Genomic DNA, 18,002 nt, shown 5'->3' with positions numbered 1-18,002 from the left:
GGGATCCACTTCGCACGCCTGATACGCCGATTCGTTCGCCCGCGCCGTTCATCATCGGATGCCCCACACCGGGATTTCAGCGCCGACCGTGACCACGGGTCCGGAGTAGCCGACATTGAAGGGGAGATCGTCGTCGTCACTTCCGATCGATGCATGGCGGTATCCGGCTTCCATGCGAAGAAAGACCGGTCCAACGGGGTAGCGCACCCCGGCCGACCCCGTAAACGAATAGCCGGTGCCGCGTGCTTGGAGTTCGGCAACTCCTTCCCCTGTCTCCTCGCCAAAGGAGAGGCGGATGCGTTCCGTGACCGTATAGCGGCCCAGCCCCCCGCCGGCACGAGCGCTCACGAACGGCTGCAGCCGATGACCCCGCCGGAACGTGTAGCCCGTCGAGGTCTCGATCGTCCAAAACGACGCTTCTGATGTGACGTCGAGCGTTCCACCTGCATCCCCGTAGAGAGCCGATGCCCGCGTCCTGGCGTACTGTACGTGGAGGCCGGAGGTCCAGCCACCGACGTAGAGCGTGGCACCGCCTCCTGTCACCACGTTACCGGGATAGGCCTGCTGAACGGGAATGTTGATGCCCTGGTCCTGATAGGATCCGACGATCGCCCGAAAGAAGTCGGTCGCTTCATTCATGGAAAACGAGGTGTAGCCGGCCTCGGCGTGCACCCAGAGTGTCATGTCCGAGGCGCCGTCCGTTGACTGTGCCGCAGCCGGCATCGCCGCGAGGGTCACGAAGGCGAAAAGAGCCGAAACTCGAAGGGAGGAGAGAAGGGTCATGGCAGGCACGAGAAACGGGGAGAGGCGGGTCGATCGGGTCAGTCTGTGAGCGGAACGCGCCAGAGCCACCCGAGCGGTCGGTCCGCTGTCAGGGTGTAGATTTCGCTTCGGTCGGCACTGAGGATCAGGCGATCAATGGGTGAAGCGAAGCCCCACTCGCGAACGATCATCTGAGCAGTCCCGTCGACTTCCAGGAGGCGTCCGGAACGGCCGTCTCGAACGTGTGAGCTCACGCCGAGGAAGAGCCGACCGGCATCGACCGCCACCCGGTCGACGAGGTCGCCCTGAGGAACCGGAAAGTCGATGACGGAAGAGAGCGTCAGCGATGCCCCGGTAATCGTGCGAAAGCGGCTTTCCATGACGGAGATGAGGTACGCCGAGTCGCCGTTCGCCGTTGGGTAGACGTTCCAGCACGACATGCCATCGAACGGATAGGTGGCTTCTTCGATAATGTCGCCGGTCGCCGGGTTGTAGCGGCGCAGCCTGCATGAATCGGTGGCGTCGTCCACGTGCTGCGTGAGAAGGTCGGCGCCGGCCCGTTGCACCGTCGGGTTGGGAGGCGGATTCGCGAGGCCGGTCACGAACGCACCATCATCGGTGCTGTAGACGCTATACTCGCCATTCGTCTGGGCAACCACAGTACCATCCGGTCCGAGGCGCAGTCCGAATGCATCATCAGGGAACGCCGACAGGCGGCGGAGGAACTCCGGCTGTTCCGTTGCGGAGAATGCGAGGAGTTCGGTGGTTGTAATGCCGCTGGCCGGATCGGCGGCGAACACGTACACCTCGCCCCCGTCCTGCCGGATGCCGACGACGTCTGCAGTTCCTGCCAGCGAGGGATCCTGAAGGTGTGCGACCAGATCGATGGACGTCAGCGTCGTTCCGTTGCCGGCGTTCAGGACGTACAGTCGGGCCCCGTCGCTGCTGTATATGAGATCAAGGGACGGGTGGCTGGTGCTGGAGTATGCCAGACGGTCGTAGGCCTCCGCCTCGATGTCCGTTGCTTCGCCGTACCGCGCGGTCGTTTCTGCGGGTTCGGCCAGCTGAGCACGGTTCGATGCGTACACCCGGTATGTGGACGTGAACCCATATACCGTGGGTACGCCGGCGTCTTCGTAACTCCGGATGGATGCGTCTAATAGCGTATCCAGTACCGTCGTCTGCGGACCGAACATCGAGCCGCCACCCGGTTTGTCGGACCACGTGTCCTCGCGCACGACGACGTACGCATAGAAATTCGGGTCCGTGTTCGGCGTCCAGTCAAGGGTTACATCCGAGGTCTCCCAGGTGACACGTAAATCCTCTACGGCCGTAGGTGGCCGCTGATCGAAGACGACCGGTGTAACGAGTACGACCGAGGGAGCCCCCGCCAGTCCGAGCAGGCCTCCGTTGCCGTCCGCCCGGTAGATCTCCAGACCTAAGGCAGCCGGTCCGTCGGGGAATTCCGTCGTCGGCGCGCTTAACAGGTAGGGAGCCTGTATGGCTTCGTCGACCGGTTGGCCGTCCACGGTCAGAACGACGCGCTCAATCGATCCGGGGAGCGTATCGAGATCCGCGGTCAGATCGACGCGACCTGCGAGATGCTGTCCGCTGCGAATAGAAGAAAAGTCGACGGCGGCAACCACCGGCAACTGGACGGATTCGTCGACAAAGCGATCCGGTTCCTGTACAAAGTCGCATCCTGCGCTACCCAGCCACAGAATGATGATGGATATCCAGAACGCGAGTAACGAGCCCGTTCTAGAGAGATTGATCATGAGACGCCGGGGAGAGGTGCACCGTAACCCAGAATTAAAAAACGCCCCGGAGTTTACGCGTTTATTTTAAATATCAAAGCCAATTTTCTGCGAAGAGGTTGTCCGGCCTTCTCATCCGGAACGCGCGACGATTTGGCCGGCACCATCTTGCTGATCAGGATGACAGAGATTCTGGGGTTGCGGTTGTATACTGGATATTGAATCGCGGACCATTATCCAGCACAAGCCAGACGATCATGAAGAAGAACATGGGCACGATCGACCGCATCCTCCGCATCAGCATCGCCCTCATCATCGGTGTGCTGTATTTCACCGGGCAGATCTCGGGACTGGCCGCGACGATCCTCGGCGTCATCGCCGTTGCTTTCGTTCTTACGAGCTTTGTCGGCTCGTGCCCGGCGTATCTTCCCTTCGGTCTGTCTACGCTCCGAAAGGGTAAATCCTCGTAAGGCCGGCGAAGTCGTCATCCTTGGACCGTCTGAGCCGACAAGACGCGTTCGCCGGCTGGCGGGCGCAGGTTGTAATGGTTGCTCATGCTCGCGCCGTATGCGCCGGCGGTGCCGATGACGAGAACGTCGCCCGGGCGCGTGTCGGGAAGGCGCCGGCTGCGACCGAGGACGTCTCCGGTCTCGCAGATCGGACCGACGACGTCGGCGGTGATGGCAGGAGCTTCGTCCAGGCGCGAGAGGTTGGCGATTTCGTGATATGAGCCGTACAGCGCTGGCCGGATCAGGCTGTTCATCCCCGTCCCGAGCCCGACGTAGTGAACCGGTCCCTTCGACTTTGTCTGTGTGACGGGGGCGAGCAGAACACCCGCCTGTGCCACCAGGAACCGACCCGGCTCCATCCACAGGTCGTACGCATGCTGCGTCTTGAAGTCCCGGAGCCGCTTATCCAGTACGTCGAGATCAAGCGGCTGGGCGTTGGGCCGTTCCGGCACGCCGAGTCCGCCACCGACGTTCAGGGTGCGTACATCCGGGAAGTCGGCGGCCAGCGAGGCGAGAAAGCCTGCGATGTCGGGCCAGGTGCCGGCGTCGGTGATGCCGCTGCCGACGTGGACGTGCAGGCCGCGAACGGTACAGTCGCATCGGTCGGCGAGTCGGCGAAGGCGCGGCAGCTCGTCCGGAACGATACCGAACTTCGACTGCGCACCCGCCGTGCGGACGTGCCGGTGGTGCCCATGCCCGCGTCCCGGGTCGACACGAACGAAGAGATCCTGGCCTCTGAAGACGTCTGGATGGCGCTGGATGGGCTCGACGTTGTCCAGCGTTACGTGGATGCCCTGCTCCAAGGCGCCCGCGTACTCGTCGATCGCGGCGAAATTCGGCTGGAACAGGATCCGGTCGGGCGACAGGCCGGGAAGGACGTCGCGGACTCGTTCCACCTCGCCCGGGGAGACGCATTCGAACGCAATGCCTTCGTCGGCCAGGATTTCAAGGACGCGGGGATGCGGGTTCGCTTTGACCGCGTAATATGTACGGTCGATCGCGTTGAGGCGGCGCACGTGCCTGGCGTTGGCTCGCAGCGTGCGTTCGTCGTAGACGTACACCGGATCTGACCGGTCGTTCATGATCGCAAGCAGGTCATCCCGCCGTTCGCGCCACCAGGCGTCGTCGTTGGTGGATGGCTGCGTTTCGAAGAGCTCCTGCCAGCTCGGACCGAACGTCGCGTCCGCGGCCCGCGTCGCGAACAGCTGACCGTGGAGCTGGCGAACGAGCCGCTCGGACTGCTCCTCATCCACGACGAAGCCGAAGTTCAGGTCGGACGCGGCCTGCGAGACAAGGTGTACTTTCTGTTCATCGAAGACCTCGAAGGCCGGCCCGAGCTCGTGCAGCATCGACCGGATGTGGCGCCCGACGAGGCTCACGACGGCACAGGGCCCGATGATCTCTGGTTCGCAGTACGCACTCAGGTCGTGCATCAGACGGCCGAGTACGTCCGGGTCCAGCGCATTGGCCATCGGATCGAGCGTCACCGTCACGTTGGCCTCCGACGTTGCCACGAGGTCGACCGACAGACCGTGGTGCTTAAAGATCTGGAAGACGTCGGCGAGAAATCCAACCTGCTGCCACATGCCCAGCGTCTCCATCGAGACGACGGTCACGCCGTCCTTCGACGAAATCGCCTTCACCTCGGGGCCGTCGTCCGGCACGTCGTCGGAGATCACGGTTCCTTCCAGGTCCGGGGTGTCGGTCGAGCGGACGTGTAGCGGGATGCCGTAGCGACGGACGGGGGCAAGGCAGCGCGGATGAAGCACCGTCGCCCCCATGGTCGCGAGTTCCTGCGCCTCCGCGTACGTCAGGCGGCGGAGAAGGCGTGCGGAGGGGATGTCCCGGGGATTGGACGTGAACATCCCAGGGACGTCCGTCCAGATCTCGAGCCGTTCCGCTTCCAGTTTTGCGGCGAAATAGGCGGCCGACGTGTCCGACCCGCCACGGCCGAGGAGGACGGTTTCTCCGACCGGGTTGCTTGCAATGAAGCCCTGCGTGATGAACACGCCGGCATCCTGACCGGCGAGGTGGTCTTGAAGGACGCGGTCCGGGTACGCTGCGCAGGTGGCCGACAGGTAGCGTCGTGCCGGGGCCACGTGCGCTTCGTCCTCGGCACGCAGGACCTCGCGTGCATCTAACCAGTGAGCCGACAGACCCGCCGACGAAAGATATGCGCTTCCGAGTTGTGTTGACATCCGTTCGCCCAGCGCCATAATCTCGGCTTGCTGCTCCGGGTGTGCCCGCCCGGTGCGGGCGATCTCGTCGACCCGGTTCTCCAACGTCGTGAACGCCTCCCCGAGAAGGTTCGCCCCGTTCAGTCCGAGGTCGTCGGCCAGGTCAAGGTGCTGGCGGCGGATTCTGTCGAGAAGCGTCGTCGCGGGCACGTCCGTTTCCGGGCCGGCGAGGGCTTCGAGGCGGTCGGATACGCCGGAGAGGGCGGAGCAGACGAGGAGGGGACGAAAGCCGTCGTCGCGGTGGCTGCGAGCGATGCGTACGATGGTCTCCCAGCGGCTGCGCGTCGAAACGCTGGTGCCGCCGAACTTCAGGACGATCCAGGAGGGGGCGTCAGGCATGAACCGGGGTCGGTCGGAGGAAAACGAAGCTATCGTTTCCCATACCCTTCTTCCCGCGTCACGGGTCCGTCGTCCCGTACGCGGGACGGTGCTTGTGTCGAATTTGTCAGAATGCCGAACGGCGCCATCGTCTGGCGCCGTTCCGAGAGGCGGTCAGCCTCGTTGCGGCCGAACGCGCCGCGCAAAATGGTTGCGGATGGTGTGAGCGAGTCCCATCGCACTGGTGTGCTCGAAGACCGCGGAGAGTCCGGACCGGTGACCGATCAGGCCGGACGACTCGGCTGCCGGGTCGCAGACAACCACCCAGCGGACGTCGTCCTGGGGGAGCAGTCCGTGGAAGGTCTCTTCGACGTACCGGATGGCGGCGATAACCGCGTTCCGGGCGTCTGCCGTCCATGTTCCAGCAAACTGGACCGGGATATGGGATCCGCTCGGGGACCGCAATCTCGGCCAGGCGGATCGGGAGCCCGACAGGCGGAGGTCCGGCAGAATACGATCACCGTCGTTTGCGGTCGAGTCCGTCTTCCGTGATGCATCGTCGATGTCCATAAATGCAGTCGTGGAATAGAAGGGAGTCCATGCGAAGTGCGCTAGCAATAAAAATCGCCCGCCCGGAGCCCGGAGACGGCCCTCTCTCCAGTAGCCGCCTCTCGTGACCCCGTGCCGGGCGATGTACGGACGCGAAGCCCGACGTGCGCGAGCTAACGCAGCAAGCCGGCGTCCGCAGTTTCAAGGGTCAGGCTGTTGATATCGGTTGTGTCCGCCTCCGTCGAATCGGTTTCCACGGTGTCGGACTCGGTTGTGTCGACGCGTACCGTGCGTAGGCCGGCCTGCGAGGTCAGCGTATCAGATTCGGTCGTGTCTTCTTCCGTCGTGTCGCGGGATGGCCGCTCGGCAGGCTTCGGAACGTCGTCGGCGTTGCGGGTCGAACGATCCATGGTCGAGGGTGCGGCAGCGTCGTCCTTCGGCATCAGAACCGTCGCAATGCCGTGAGACACCCCGTTCGAGGCCGTCATGTCCGTTACCGTGATCGACGCGCCGCCGATCGTTGACCCGTCGGATCCGACCGTGAGCGTGTCGCCCGTGACGACGCGGACGGCGGAGAGGCCGGCCAGCGTTTCAGCGGAGACCTCATCCACGACAATGTGCTGGCGGAGAATGCGAACCAGCTCGTCGCGGCTCATCGCGTCGAGGTCCGCGTCTACGGCCTGAAAAGCGTCATCCGTCGGAGCGAAGAGGGTATATGGACCGCCCGTGTCAAGCGCCTTCGCGAGGCCGGTCGACTCCAGCGCGCCGACAAAGGTTGAGTACTCGCCCTGGTCGCGGAGCATGTCCACCAGTGCCGTACCGGAGGCCCCGGTTGTCGCTCGATCCGCATCGGCGTCATTCATAGTGGATGCCGGGGCCGGGCGGGTCGTGTCCGGCTGCGTCTGTCCGCCGCCGGATTGTGCGTGGGCCATCAGCGGAAGCAGCCCGAGCGCCGCGACGATAGCGGCAATGAGCGAGACGGTAAAGAGCGATGGATGCGATGACGTGCGAGTGGATGCAGGCATGAGAGGTCAGGGTGATCTGGGAAAGCGAGAAGCGAGGCGCTGTCGAGCGCACCTCGTCTGATGTCGATTCCTGCAACCGGTCGACTTCCGGAAATGCTCTTAGGATGGACGAATGGTTTGCCGAGATTCGGCTGAGGCTTTCCTTCGATCCGCCGGATGTGGATCATAAAAAATGCGACCCGCATCGCCGTCTGGGCGATCAGGGTCGCATCATCATGAAGTTAAACATCCTAAGAAAGTACGAGCGGGCGTTAGAGTAGAAAAATGTGACGTGCTCCGGGTAGATCAGATGTGTAGCATCCGGCTAATCTTCTGTCGTCACGTCGAGGTATACGATATCGCTCTCGCGCTCATCGTGACGGGCGAGGAGGATCCATCGCGCATTGCCGGAGACGGCCAGCGCCGGATGCTCCGGAACGTGGGCCAGCGTGTGAAGGGGAATGCCTCGTTCGCCGCCCGGTGGGTACCGGTAGACCGTGACGCCGTCCGTGTCCCGTTCAAGGGCGACGACGCCGACGTCCGTGACGCGCCAGTTGGCGTATTCGCGCGGCGAGAAGTCCGGCACCACGCGGTCGCGGGTGGCAGACGTATCGATAAGTGGCGCAGCGGGTGAAGCCTGCGTCGCGAGCGTGTCCGATGCACCCTCCGGGAGCGGATACCGCCAGATGCCCAGTGTATCGGGCCGTACGACCAACAGAGACGAGCCGTCGGGATGCTCCTGGGCGGCCAGACCCGGAAAAGCGGTGATCCGGCGAACGGTGCCGTCGGAAACACGAATGCGCCAGATCGACCAGGCATCCCCACGCGACGAGCTGAAGTAAATAAAGGCACCGTCCCGGCTCCAGTGGGGCATGCGGTCGACGCTATCCGACGACGTCAGCCGCGTGACCGGGCCGCCGTCCGCATCCACGATGAAGAGACTCGGCCGTCCGTTCTCGCGGGCCACGAAGCAGATCTGCCCGCCGGAGGGCGACCACCGTGGTGTGCTTACGGCCGTAGAGCGCATGGACGTCAACTGCGCGGGCTCTTCCCCGGTATGCGCTACGGTCCAGACCTGCGGGCTGCCGGAACGCTGGGAGACGAAAGCGACGCGTTCGCCGTCTGGAGAAATGTCCGGGTGCGAGTCCCACTGTGTGGACGACACGAGCGGTTCGGCCGACGTGCCCCGGAGGGACCAGATGTTGGTGTGGAGCGTCTGCCGTGCGTAGGCGATGCGCGAGATGGCCCGCGCGATCGACGGGTGCAGGATGTCGACGCCCTCCCCGGCATCGGTCAGCCAGGACGGGTCATCGCCGTCGGTCGGCACGCGCCAGAGCGCGGAGACACCGCCCCGGCGGGATGCCACGACGAGCTCGTCGCCGGTCAGCCAATCGAGGCCGGTAATGACCGATCCGTCTTCCGTGATGCGCTCCATGCTCGTATCGGCGATCGAGAGGACGTGCGCGTCCTGCGTCTGCGTCGAGAGACTGCGGGTGAAAGCCACGCGACGCCCGTCCGGGGAAATGGCCGGGTGCCGATCACCGAGGCTCTGCGACGGCGGATGGGTCAGTTGGATGAGTGTGTCCCGGTCGAGGGGCGCGAGAAACAGGGCGTATGGCCGAAAGGGACCGATCTGCGCGGAAATCACGAGGTGGTTGGCAGACGTGTCCGGTGACCAGGTGACGCGATCGATGTCGCGCACACCCAGGTCGGCAATCTGCCGGGCGCTGCCTCCGATCGAGGGGACGACGAAGACCCCGTTGCGACCTTCGCTCTCGCGGGCAAACGCGAGGAAGCGACGGTTAGGCGACCAGGCGGGCGACCAATCGCGCGGGCCGTTCGTCAACTGAAGCGGGGTCTCTGCGCCGGTCTGTCGCAGGAAAAGGGCCGTCGGTTCGTCGTCTCGTTTCCACGAAAAGACGGTTCGCTCGCCGTCGGCGGAAAGGGCCGGGTAGAGTTCCTGCCCGGGAAAGCTGGTGAGGGGCGTCGGCTGCGGCGGCGGACCGGTCGGCGGCACCGTCAGAAAGAGCCGCCAGGCAATCACGCCGCTCGCCACCACGACGAGCAACAGGACCACCCAGAATTGTGGAGACGTGAGGATCGACGCGGACCCCGATATCGGCGGGCGGATCGACGCGTCATCGCCGTTTCCGTCATCCTCCGACGCCGGTGCGATCGCCCCGCTTTCGGCATCCGCTGAGTCGAGGTTTCCTGCATCGCCCGTTCCTGAATCGACGTTGTCGGAGTCGCTCTCGACGTTCGGTTCGGATTCCTCCTCCGGTGCCGTTTCCAGGGTCTCGACGGGCGCGATCAGGCGATAGCCCGTTTTCCGGATCGTCTCGATATAGGTTGGATTCCGGGAATCGTCTCCAAGGGTTTTGCGGAGCTCGGAGATGCATCGTGACAGCACATCCGGGGTGACGACGGTGTCCGCCCAGACGACGTCGAGAAACTCCTGTTTGGTGACCGTTTCGCCCTTCTTCGACGCGAGAAGGCAGAGAACGTCCATCACCTTCGGCTCCAGGCGGTGCTCTTCGCCATCCCGCTCGAGCTGGTTTGGGAGCGGCTCGACGGTCCAATCCCCTACGCGAAATCGGCGCCCTGGAAAGGGAGCATCCGGAGATTGTGCACTCATGAGCTTATCGTACTACGTAGCAGGAGTGAGCCGGGGAGGGGAAGGCCCATCGGATTCGCTTGCGCCAACCCGTGCATGTTTCTGTCAGTTCCTCTGTATCGAACCGTGCTCGTCAGGTTCATCACGAATCGTTTTGTGACCGGAATGCCGATCGTATCCGACATCCGGGGCACCCACATGGCCGGGGGCCGCTGGGGCGCGCCGTAGCCCCTGACAAGCACTCTATCAGCCGAATCGATAAAAAGATATTTTCATTCGGTTAAATGACAGTTTCAGAAATATATGCTTTATATCGGTTTAAGTGTGTAATTGTCTGGAACGTTTGTATACTGTGACTGTCTGAGGAAAGCCCGTTCGTCTCCGGCGGCGAGCCTATCTCAGTCGGGGTGTTCGTCCGGCCACACGCATATTCGTGGAGAAATGTACGCGTACCGACGATCGGCTTTTTTCACCCGGTCCATGGTCAGTTTCGATGCGCCGCGGCAGCGGACGGGAAAGGCCGGCAGGAACGGCGCGATGCGCGATACAGGCAAAGGAAGCGACCGCCCCCCAGTTCAACCGGTGAATACAGCGTAGCCCAGAGAGTCGATGCAACGTCGTTCGTATGCGATCGGATTTGTCGTGGTGCTCCTGCTGGCCGGTGTCGGTTGGTGGACTGGCTCGGAGGATGTGGCGTCGATGCCGCTTCTTACGAAGCCCGACGTCGGTCCCTTCCGGGTGGAGGTGACGACCACCGGAGAGCTGCAGGCGAAAAACTCGGTGCAGATCCAGGGTCCGGCGGCGGCGCGACGGGTCGGAATTTACGAGATCGAGATCGCCCGTCTCGTCGACGAGGGGACGGAAGTTGATTCCGGGGCGTTTGTGGCGGAGCTTGACCGCACGCCCCTTGAGGAGAAAACCGAGGAGGCGAGGCTGAACCTTCAGAAGTCGCGGTCGAAGTTCGAGCAGGCGCAACTCGACACGACGCTGACGCTTAGCGAGGCGCGCGACGGGATCATCGACCTCCGCTTCGACATGGAGGAAGCGGAGCTGAACAAGGAGCAATCCCAGTACGAGGCGCCGTCCGTCCAGCGTCGGGCGGAGATCGAGTATGAGCGTGCCGTCCGAGAGTATGAGAAGGCGCAGGTCAACTACAAGACGAAGGTCCGACGCGCCGAGGCAACCATGCGCGAGGTACAGGCCGAACTTCAGGAGGATCGGCGTCAGATGAATCGGTTGCAGGAATTGCGCGATGCGTTCACGATTCACGCGCCCCGTAGCGGGATGGTGGTCTACCATCGGGACTGGAAAGGCGACAAGGTGACGGAGGGCAACAGCATTCGCTTTCACGACCCGGTTGTGGCGACGCTTCCCGACCTCTCGGTGATGGAGTCGGTCACGTTTGTGAATGAGGTGGACGTCCAAAAGCTGAAACCCGGCCAGCCGGTCACGCTCGGCCTCGATGCGGATCCGGACCGCAAGCTTTCAGGCACGGTGACGAACGTCGCCAACATCGGGCAGCAGCGCCCGAACAGTGATGCGAAGGTGTTTGAGGTCATCGTTGAGGTGGCCGAGCCGGACACCACACTTCGCCCGGCGATGACGACCAGTAACACGATTCTGGTGGCCGAGCGCGAGGAAGTCATGCACGTCCCGATCGAGACGCTGCATTCGCAGGGGGATTCGTTAACCTATGTATTCCGCCGTGGCGATGGGAGCGTGATCCGGCAGGAGGTGGCGGTCGGACTGGTGAACGACAACAGCGCCATCGTCGAGCGAGGGCTCGGGCTGGAAGACGAGATCTTTCTGTCGATCCCGCCGGACACCTCCGGGATCGCGCTGCGTCGTCTCGACATGCCGCCATCGGACGCGCCTGCCGCACTGCCGCAGACGTCGGCGTCCGCCGATGACGCGCCGACCGACCTGGTCGGCGGTCGCTGATCCCTTCCGCTACGAACCGGGTGTCCCTCTCTGAATTACCGTCGGCCGAACGGACCTGCTGTGCTAGACAAACTCACGTACAACATCGTCAACGCGATCGAGGCGATCGCGCAGAACAAGTTGCGCGCCTTCCTGACGTCGCTCGGCATCATCTTCGGCGTCGGGTCCGTGATCGCGATGCTGGCGATCGGTCACGGGGCGGAGCAGGAGATCTTGCGGCAGATCCGCATCCTCGGTGCTTCAAATGTGATTGTTACGCCGACCGTGGAGCAGGAGGAAGGGGAGGTACGTGCCGATGATCGCGACGAGGAAGGAGGACGACCGTATTCGCCGGGGCTCACCCTCGCAGACGCCCGCAGCATCGCCGACATCATCCCGGGCGTACAGGGCGTGAGCCCCGAGACCGTCTACGAAACGACGGCCATCCAGTCGGGCATCCGCCGCACTACGAAGGTGGTAGGCGTCACCGAGAACTATTTTGTCGACCATTCCGACGTCGCGGAGGGGACGGCCTTCACGCGACGCCATATACGCGACGCCATGCCGGTGGCGGTCATCGGACATCAGGTGAGGGCCCGGTTTTTCCCCAAGAAAGAGGCCGTCGGAGGACGCATCAAGGTCGGGTCCGTGTGGCTCACCGTGATTGGCGTGATGGAGCCGCGCGGGCTCTCAGCCGAAAGCCTGGAGTCGCTGGGGCTTCGTGATTTCGACAACGACATTTACACGCCGCTGTCGACCCTTTTGACGCGCTACGAGGATCGGTCCCGCCTGAGCCGACGCGACATCGAGGCTGCCTCGCGCGACGCCAATTCCACCCAGACAGCACGTCGTCGCGGGTACCGGGTGGAGCAGCGAGAGATCGGGGATCAGGTCGACCGTCTCGTGATTCGGACGGCCGGGTCGGAGTTCGTCCAGCCGGTCGCCGGGGTGGTTGATCGAATGCTGAAGCGGCGGCACAACGGGGTCGTCGACTACTCGGTCATCGTGCCGGAGCAGCTTCTTGCCCAGGAGCGTCGAACGCAGACGGTTTTTAACGTCGTGCTGGCCGCGATCGCTTCGATCTCTCTTGTTGTCGGCGGTATCGGGATCATGAACATCATGCTGGCCTCGGTCATGGAGCGAATCCGCGAGATCGGGGTCCGGCGTGCCGTCGGAGCCACTCAGCGGGACGTCACCGTTCAGTTTGTCGTGGAGGCGTTGTCTATCTCGACCATCGGCGGCGTCGTCGGGATTCTTCTCGGGGTGGGGATCAGTTCCGGCATCGAGGCCGCCACGGACATTCCGACCATCATCACACTGCAGGCGGTCTTGCTTGCGTTCGTCGTCTCCGTCGGCGTCGGTCTCCTGTTCGGCTACCTGCCGGCGAAGCGGGCGGCGGAGCGGGACCCCGTTGTCGCCCTCCGGCATGAGTAGTTCTCGCCCTGTCTGTCAGCCGTTTGAACCTGCGCGTTTCACCGACTGCATGCGATTGTCCGTCGTCTTTGTTTTGAGTCTGCTGCTTACCTCGCTTCCCTGTCGAGCGCAGGAAGCGACGCTTGCAACAGACCCCTCTCCCGCATTGCCGGACTCCGTACTGTCGCTCGAAGCGGCCGTCGCCCGCGCCCAGGCGCAGAGTCCCGATGCGGCGTCGGCGCGGCTGTCGTTTCAGGCGGAGGAGGCGCGCGTCCGGGCCACGCAGGCAGCCTTCCTGCCGTCGCTGGCCGTGACCGGTAGCGCACCAGGACTGGAGCGCTCCATCACGGACGTCGTGCAGGACGACGGGTCCATCCGCTACGTGGAGCAGAGCCGGACTTTTTCACGGGCCAATCTGAGCGTCGCACAGGTTCTGCCGTGGACCGGCACGGAGATCAACGTGCGATCCGGGCTGAGCCGGATCGATCAGTTCGGTGATCGTGCAGACGTGCAGCAGTGGCAGGCGGCTCCGGTCTCGATCGGTCTGGAGCAGCCGCTCTTTCAGTACAACGACGATCAATGGGCGCGGCGGCTTGCCCCGATGCGGTACGACGTGGCGCGCAAGTCGATGGACGAAGGGCTTGCGGAAGTGGCGGTGACGGCGGTCGACCGGTACTTTGCCGTTTATATCGCCCAGATCAACGCCCGGATCGCGGAATTCAACGTGGCGGTCAATGATACGATCTATACACTCTCGCAGGGGCGGTATGAGATCGGGCGCATCGCCGAAAACGAGCTGTTGCAGACCGAGCTTGCGCTGCTGAACGCCCGAACGGCGCGGCAGGAGGCAAAGATCGAGCTGGAGGAGGCGCGCCAGGCGCTGCGTCGGACGCTCGGTACGGAAGGCCGGACGCCGCTCACGGCGAGACCCCCGACGACCCTGCCGCCGATCCGATGGGAGCCGGAGCAGGCCGTCGAACAGGCCCGGGCACGTCACCCGGACTTCGCGGCGCTCAAGCGCCGCATGACGCAGGCGCGGAGCGAGGTGGCGGCGGCGAAGGGACAGACAGGATTCTCAGCCACGCTGGTTGCGCGGTACGGGCTGAATCAGTCGGCGCCCACGCTGAACAATGCATACCGCAACCCGCTCGACCAACAGCAATTCGGGATCAGCTTCCGCATGCCGGTCTATCGCTGGGGGGAGGGGAGTGAGCAGGTAGACGCGGCAGAGGCAGAGCGAGAACGAACCCGCATCGAGGTTCAGCAGGAACGTCGCACCCTGGAGGATGAGGTCTATTTCCAGGTCCTCCGCGTCCGGCAGCTACGGCAACAGGTGAAAACGGCCGAAACCGCAGATGAGGTCGCAAGACGGCGCTTCGAGGTCGCCCGAAACCGCTACACCGTCGGCAAGATCAGCATCACCGACCTGTTCAACGCACAGCGGGAAAAGGACCAGGCCCAACGTGCCTACGCTCGCACCCTGCGCGACTTCTGGGTTGAGTACTATACCCTGCGGCAGCTCACGCTGATGGATCTGTAGTTCGTGCGTCGTGGGTGGTATGTTGGATTCGGATCGGGTGGAACGGAGTGAGAATTGCGCATCGAGTATTGGGAAATTAAGATTGGAGAACCAGCGTCCTTGCTGCGCGGCACGTCATGCCGGACGCCGATCCGGCATCTCGTTGGAACCGGCACCTCGTACGGCCCTGCGTTGGATCGTTAATCCGTTGAATCGTTGACCGTTGGACTGGGATAAGGGGCGAACCCGTCGTTTCGCTCGCACCGGGCAGCCCTTCTGCTTCCAATCCGACCCACGACAATCGACCCACACTACGCGAACACGCGTACCCCCTCCACGCACCATCATATGATCAGAATCTCGCTTTACGTTATCGCCGGCCTGCTTGTCATTGCTGTGATCGGCTTTTTCTTCGTTGCCGCGCCCATTGTGGATGCCCGGTACAACGATACCAGCAGCGAGCCGCCGTTCGAGGCGTCGGACACGGCGGAGGCGTTGCACGATCGGCTGATGGTCGCCGACCTGCACAACGATTTTCTGTTGTGGAGTCGAGATCTGCTAAAGACCTATGAGCGCGGACATTCCGATCTTGAGCGGTTACAAAAAGGCCGGGTCGGAGTGCAGACGTTCTCCGTCGTGACGAAGGTGCCCGCGGGGCGAAGTTACGAAGGAACGCCGGCAGATTCGGATCAGATTACGTACCTCGTCGCCGCCCAGCGGTGGCCCATCCGCACCTGGACGAGTCTGCTACAGCGTGCGCTCTATCAGGCGGAGCGCCTGCACGCATTCGCCGACCGCTCAGGCGGGCACCTGTCGGTCATGCGGACGCAGGCCGACCTGGAGAACGCGCTGATGGCGCGGGTGGATGAGCCGGACCGGGTGGCGGGACTGCTGGCGATCGAGGGACTGCATGCTCTAGAAGGGGACGTCGAAAATCTGGACGTACTGATTGACGCCGGCTATCGCATGATGGGCTTGCTTCATCTCCACGACAACGCGATCGGCGGGTCGTCGACCGGTCTGGAGAAGGACGGTCTGACGCCGTTCGGTCGAAAGGTCGTTCGGCGGCTGAACGAGCGAGGGATGATCATCGATCTTGCTCATGCCTCATCGGCCGTCTTCGATGAGGTGCTGGCGATGTCCGAGCGGCCGGTTGTGGTTTCACACACGGGGGTTCGTGCGACGTGCGACACGCCGCGCAATCTTTCGGATCGGCAGATTCGGGCCATCGCGGATCGGGACGGCGTGATTGGTATCGGGACGTGGCCAACCGTGGTCTGCAGCACCGAACCGGCCGCTATCGCCGACGCCATGCGGCACGTGGCCGATCTCGTCGGGATCGAGCACGTCGCCCTCGGTAGCGACTTCGACGGAACGGTCACGCCCCCCTTCGATGCCGGTGGTCTCGTGATGCTTACCGAGGCGCTTCTGAACGAAGGCTTCAGCGAGCGGGAGATTCGCCAGATCATGAGCGGGAACGTCGTACGCCTGCTCCGACGCACCTTGCCCACTTCCGCGAATGTCCGATCTAGCTCTTGACCTTCCGGTTCCGACTCGCACGTGCTGAACCGCGCTTGCGGCGGGTGATCCCCACGACGGAGCGGCGGAAACGCGGCCGGTCTCATCTCTCCCGTGGCAGAGGATGGTGTTCCAAATGTAGATGCGCCAGAACCGACAGGATTCATCCTCCACAGGTCGACCCGCCGACCGGATCCCCCAATCAGCCGCCGGGTTCACCCGTGCTCCATCGAAACGGTGAATATCGCCGTACCGTCAGGATGAGATACATGGAGTCGCCGGAAGAATCTTCACGATTCTTTGATTGTGAAGGTCTCGTTTTGTAAATAGAAACCGCGCTGAAAATAGATCGACCCGGCCCACAACCGTTACCCCACTTGGTCATAGGCCGGACCGGCGGCGCCCGTGTCTATAAGCCGTTGCACGGACATATTGTCCTCCACGACGGCGGACCGGCAGGAAGCGCTTTTTTTGCCCGTGATTCGCTGATTGAACCCTCGATACAAGCAAAAATGAACGCACGAGTAAGTTTGCCCCCTTTCGTTCCCCCATGGCTCGCGGCGCTACTGCTGCTCGTATGGCTTGTAGGGGTTCCCGAAATCGCCCTGGCTCAGGAAGCCGGGATTCAGGGCGTTGTTCGCGATGCCGATGACCGATCACCGCTCGTCGGCGCCAACGTAGCGGTTCGCGCGGAAGGGTCGACGGACATTGTTCGCGGCACGGCGACGGACCCGGACGGGAGCTACTCGGTTTCCCGGCTTTCGCCCGGGCGGTATATGGTTGAGTTCCGATTCGTCGGCTACCAGTCGCAGGAGCTGCCGGTGACCGTGAACGAGGGGGAGATGGCCGAGCTCAACGTCGAGCTCAAAATTCAGACGGCCAGCCTCGACCAGGTCGTAGTGTCCGCCTCGCGTCGTCAGGAGAAGATCCTGGATGCGCCGGCATCGATTTCCGTGCTGTCACCCGAGGAAATCGAAGCGACGGTGTCAACCTCGTCGGTCGAAGTGCTGCGGGCCACGCCCGGCGTCGACATGGCGCAGACCGGCATTGACCGTCGCGAGGTCGTGCTGCGCGGGTTCAATGAAGCCTTCAGCGGATCCGCTTTTGTGCTCACCGATTACCGGCAGGCCGCCGTGCCGTCGCTCGGCGTGAACGTGCACAGCATCATGCCGAACATGTCGATCGACGTGGAGCGCGTAGAGGTCGTGCGCGGGCCGGGGTCGGCGCTGTACGGACCCGGTGTGGATAGCGGCGTGATCCATTTCTTTACGAAGGACCCGTTCAATTATCCGGGCACGACCGTTGCCGTATCCGGCGGCTCCCGGCAGTTCTTTGGCGGCCAGCTTCGCCATGCCGGCACGTTTAGCGACAACTGGGGATACAAGGTGACGGGCCAGTACGCCCGCGCGGATGACTGGAACCTCGATCCCAACACGGCTGACGGCCAGCGCGAGATCGAGCGCTATCGCGTATATCAGGACGTGAACGATCCTGATCTGGAGGGACGCAAATTCGAGCAAGGTGACTTCGACGGGGACGGCGATCCCGAAGCCCGTCTCCGGCGCGAAGACATCTACAGCAAGCTCAACGTCAACGGTCTGCTGCAGTATCAGCCCTCGAGCAACACGACGGTTTCCCTGAACGCTGGCTACGCGGAACTGACGGGTGCTGTGCAGTCCGGGATCGGTACCCTTCAGGCGGAAGGCTTCGGGTACATGTATGGGCAGCTCCGCGTGCAGTCCGGTGGTCTCTTCGCCCAGTCCTTCGTGAATATCAACGAAGGCGGCCCCGAGACCTACGTCTACGGCGGCGGAAATCTCGTGCGCGACCAGAGCATTCAGTACAACAACCAGATCCAGTACGACTTCAACGCGCCGTCGAT

Annotated in this window: 13 protein-coding genes; 7 read left to right on the top strand and 6 right to left on the bottom strand. The window is 63.3% G+C overall.

Features of this window, described 5'->3' with window-relative positions:
- Nucleotides 1-51 precede the first annotated feature (51 nt).
- Complete coding sequence (locus ACFCU0_RS11540) at nucleotides 52-783, bottom strand: outer membrane beta-barrel protein (RefSeq protein WP_434973825.1); 732 nt, start codon at nucleotides 781-783, stop codon at nucleotides 52-54.
- Nucleotides 784-821: 38 nt separating this feature from the next.
- The gene (locus tag ACFCU0_RS11535; protein WP_434973824.1) at nucleotides 822-2,540 is read right to left on the bottom strand and encodes a hypothetical protein; all 1,719 of its coding nucleotides are present in this window, start codon (nucleotides 2,538-2,540) and stop codon (nucleotides 822-824) included.
- Between the two features lie 236 nt (nucleotides 2,541-2,776).
- Here ACFCU0_RS11535 and ACFCU0_RS11530 point away from each other — a divergent pair, with 236 nt between their 5' ends.
- Entirely contained in the window at nucleotides 2,777-2,989 is a 213-nt protein-coding gene (locus tag ACFCU0_RS11530) for a YgaP family membrane protein (RefSeq protein WP_434973823.1), read from the top strand.
- A gap of 14 nt (nucleotides 2,990-3,003) precedes the next feature.
- Here ACFCU0_RS11530 and ACFCU0_RS11525 read toward each other — a convergent pair whose 3' ends face one another.
- From ACFCU0_RS11525 to ACFCU0_RS11515, 3 genes are all read right to left on the bottom strand, one after another.
- Entirely contained in the window at nucleotides 3,004-5,604 is a 2,601-nt protein-coding gene (locus tag ACFCU0_RS11525; RefSeq protein WP_434973822.1) for a bifunctional aspartate kinase/diaminopimelate decarboxylase, read from the bottom strand.
- A 153-nt stretch (nucleotides 5,605-5,757) separates the two neighbouring features.
- Entirely contained in the window at nucleotides 5,758-6,153 is a 396-nt protein-coding gene (locus ACFCU0_RS11520) for a hypothetical protein (RefSeq protein WP_434973821.1), read from the bottom strand.
- A 152-nt stretch (nucleotides 6,154-6,305) separates the two neighbouring features.
- Nucleotides 6,306-7,157 carry a fasciclin domain-containing protein gene (locus tag ACFCU0_RS11515; protein ID WP_434973820.1) on the bottom strand — a complete coding sequence of 284 codons (852 nt, stop codon included), beginning with the start codon at nucleotides 7,155-7,157 and terminating at the stop codon, nucleotides 6,306-6,308.
- Between the two features lie 104 nt (nucleotides 7,158-7,261).
- Between ACFCU0_RS11515 and ACFCU0_RS11510 the strand changes: the two genes are divergently transcribed.
- The gene (locus ACFCU0_RS11510; RefSeq protein ID WP_434973819.1) at nucleotides 7,262-7,417 is read left to right on the top strand and encodes a hypothetical protein; all 156 of its coding nucleotides are present in this window, start codon (nucleotides 7,262-7,264) and stop codon (nucleotides 7,415-7,417) included.
- Nucleotides 7,418-7,461: 44 nt separating this feature from the next.
- Here the strand turns inward: ACFCU0_RS11510 and ACFCU0_RS11505 are convergent, their stop codons facing one another.
- On the bottom strand, nucleotides 7,462-9,771 hold the full coding sequence (locus ACFCU0_RS11505) for a winged helix-turn-helix domain-containing protein (RefSeq protein ID WP_434973818.1): 2,310 nt from the start codon (nucleotides 9,769-9,771) through the stop codon (nucleotides 7,462-7,464).
- Between the two features lie 588 nt (nucleotides 9,772-10,359).
- Between ACFCU0_RS11505 and ACFCU0_RS11500 the strand changes: the two genes are divergently transcribed.
- From ACFCU0_RS11500 to ACFCU0_RS11480, 5 genes are all read left to right on the top strand, one after another.
- On the top strand, nucleotides 10,360-11,691 hold the full coding sequence (locus ACFCU0_RS11500) for an efflux RND transporter periplasmic adaptor subunit (RefSeq protein WP_434973817.1): 1,332 nt from the start codon (nucleotides 10,360-10,362) through the stop codon (nucleotides 11,689-11,691).
- A gap of 60 nt (nucleotides 11,692-11,751) precedes the next feature.
- A complete protein-coding gene (locus ACFCU0_RS11495) occupies nucleotides 11,752-13,104 on the top strand; it encodes an ABC transporter permease (RefSeq protein WP_434973816.1) in 1,353 nt (450 codons plus the stop codon).
- 49 nt (nucleotides 13,105-13,153) lie between these two features.
- On the top strand, nucleotides 13,154-14,623 hold the full coding sequence (locus ACFCU0_RS11490; RefSeq protein WP_434973815.1) for a TolC family protein: 1,470 nt from the start codon (nucleotides 13,154-13,156) through the stop codon (nucleotides 14,621-14,623).
- Nucleotides 14,624-14,950: 327 nt separating this feature from the next.
- Nucleotides 14,951-16,141, top strand: a complete 1,191-nt coding sequence (locus ACFCU0_RS11485) for a dipeptidase (protein ID WP_434973814.1) — start codon at nucleotides 14,951-14,953, stop codon at nucleotides 16,139-16,141.
- 509 nt (nucleotides 16,142-16,650) lie between these two features.
- Nucleotides 16,651-18,002: carboxypeptidase regulatory-like domain-containing protein (locus ACFCU0_RS11480; protein WP_434973813.1), on the top strand; the 1,352-nt coding region annotated here is incomplete at its 3' end.

Origin of the sequence: Longibacter sp. (genome assembly GCF_051155795.1) — a bacterium.
Taxonomy (GTDB): Bacteria; Bacteroidota; Rhodothermia; order Rhodothermales; family Salinibacteraceae; genus Longibacter.
Note: the sequence above shows the minus strand (reverse complement) of the source record. Positions and strands in the feature narration are given on the sequence as shown.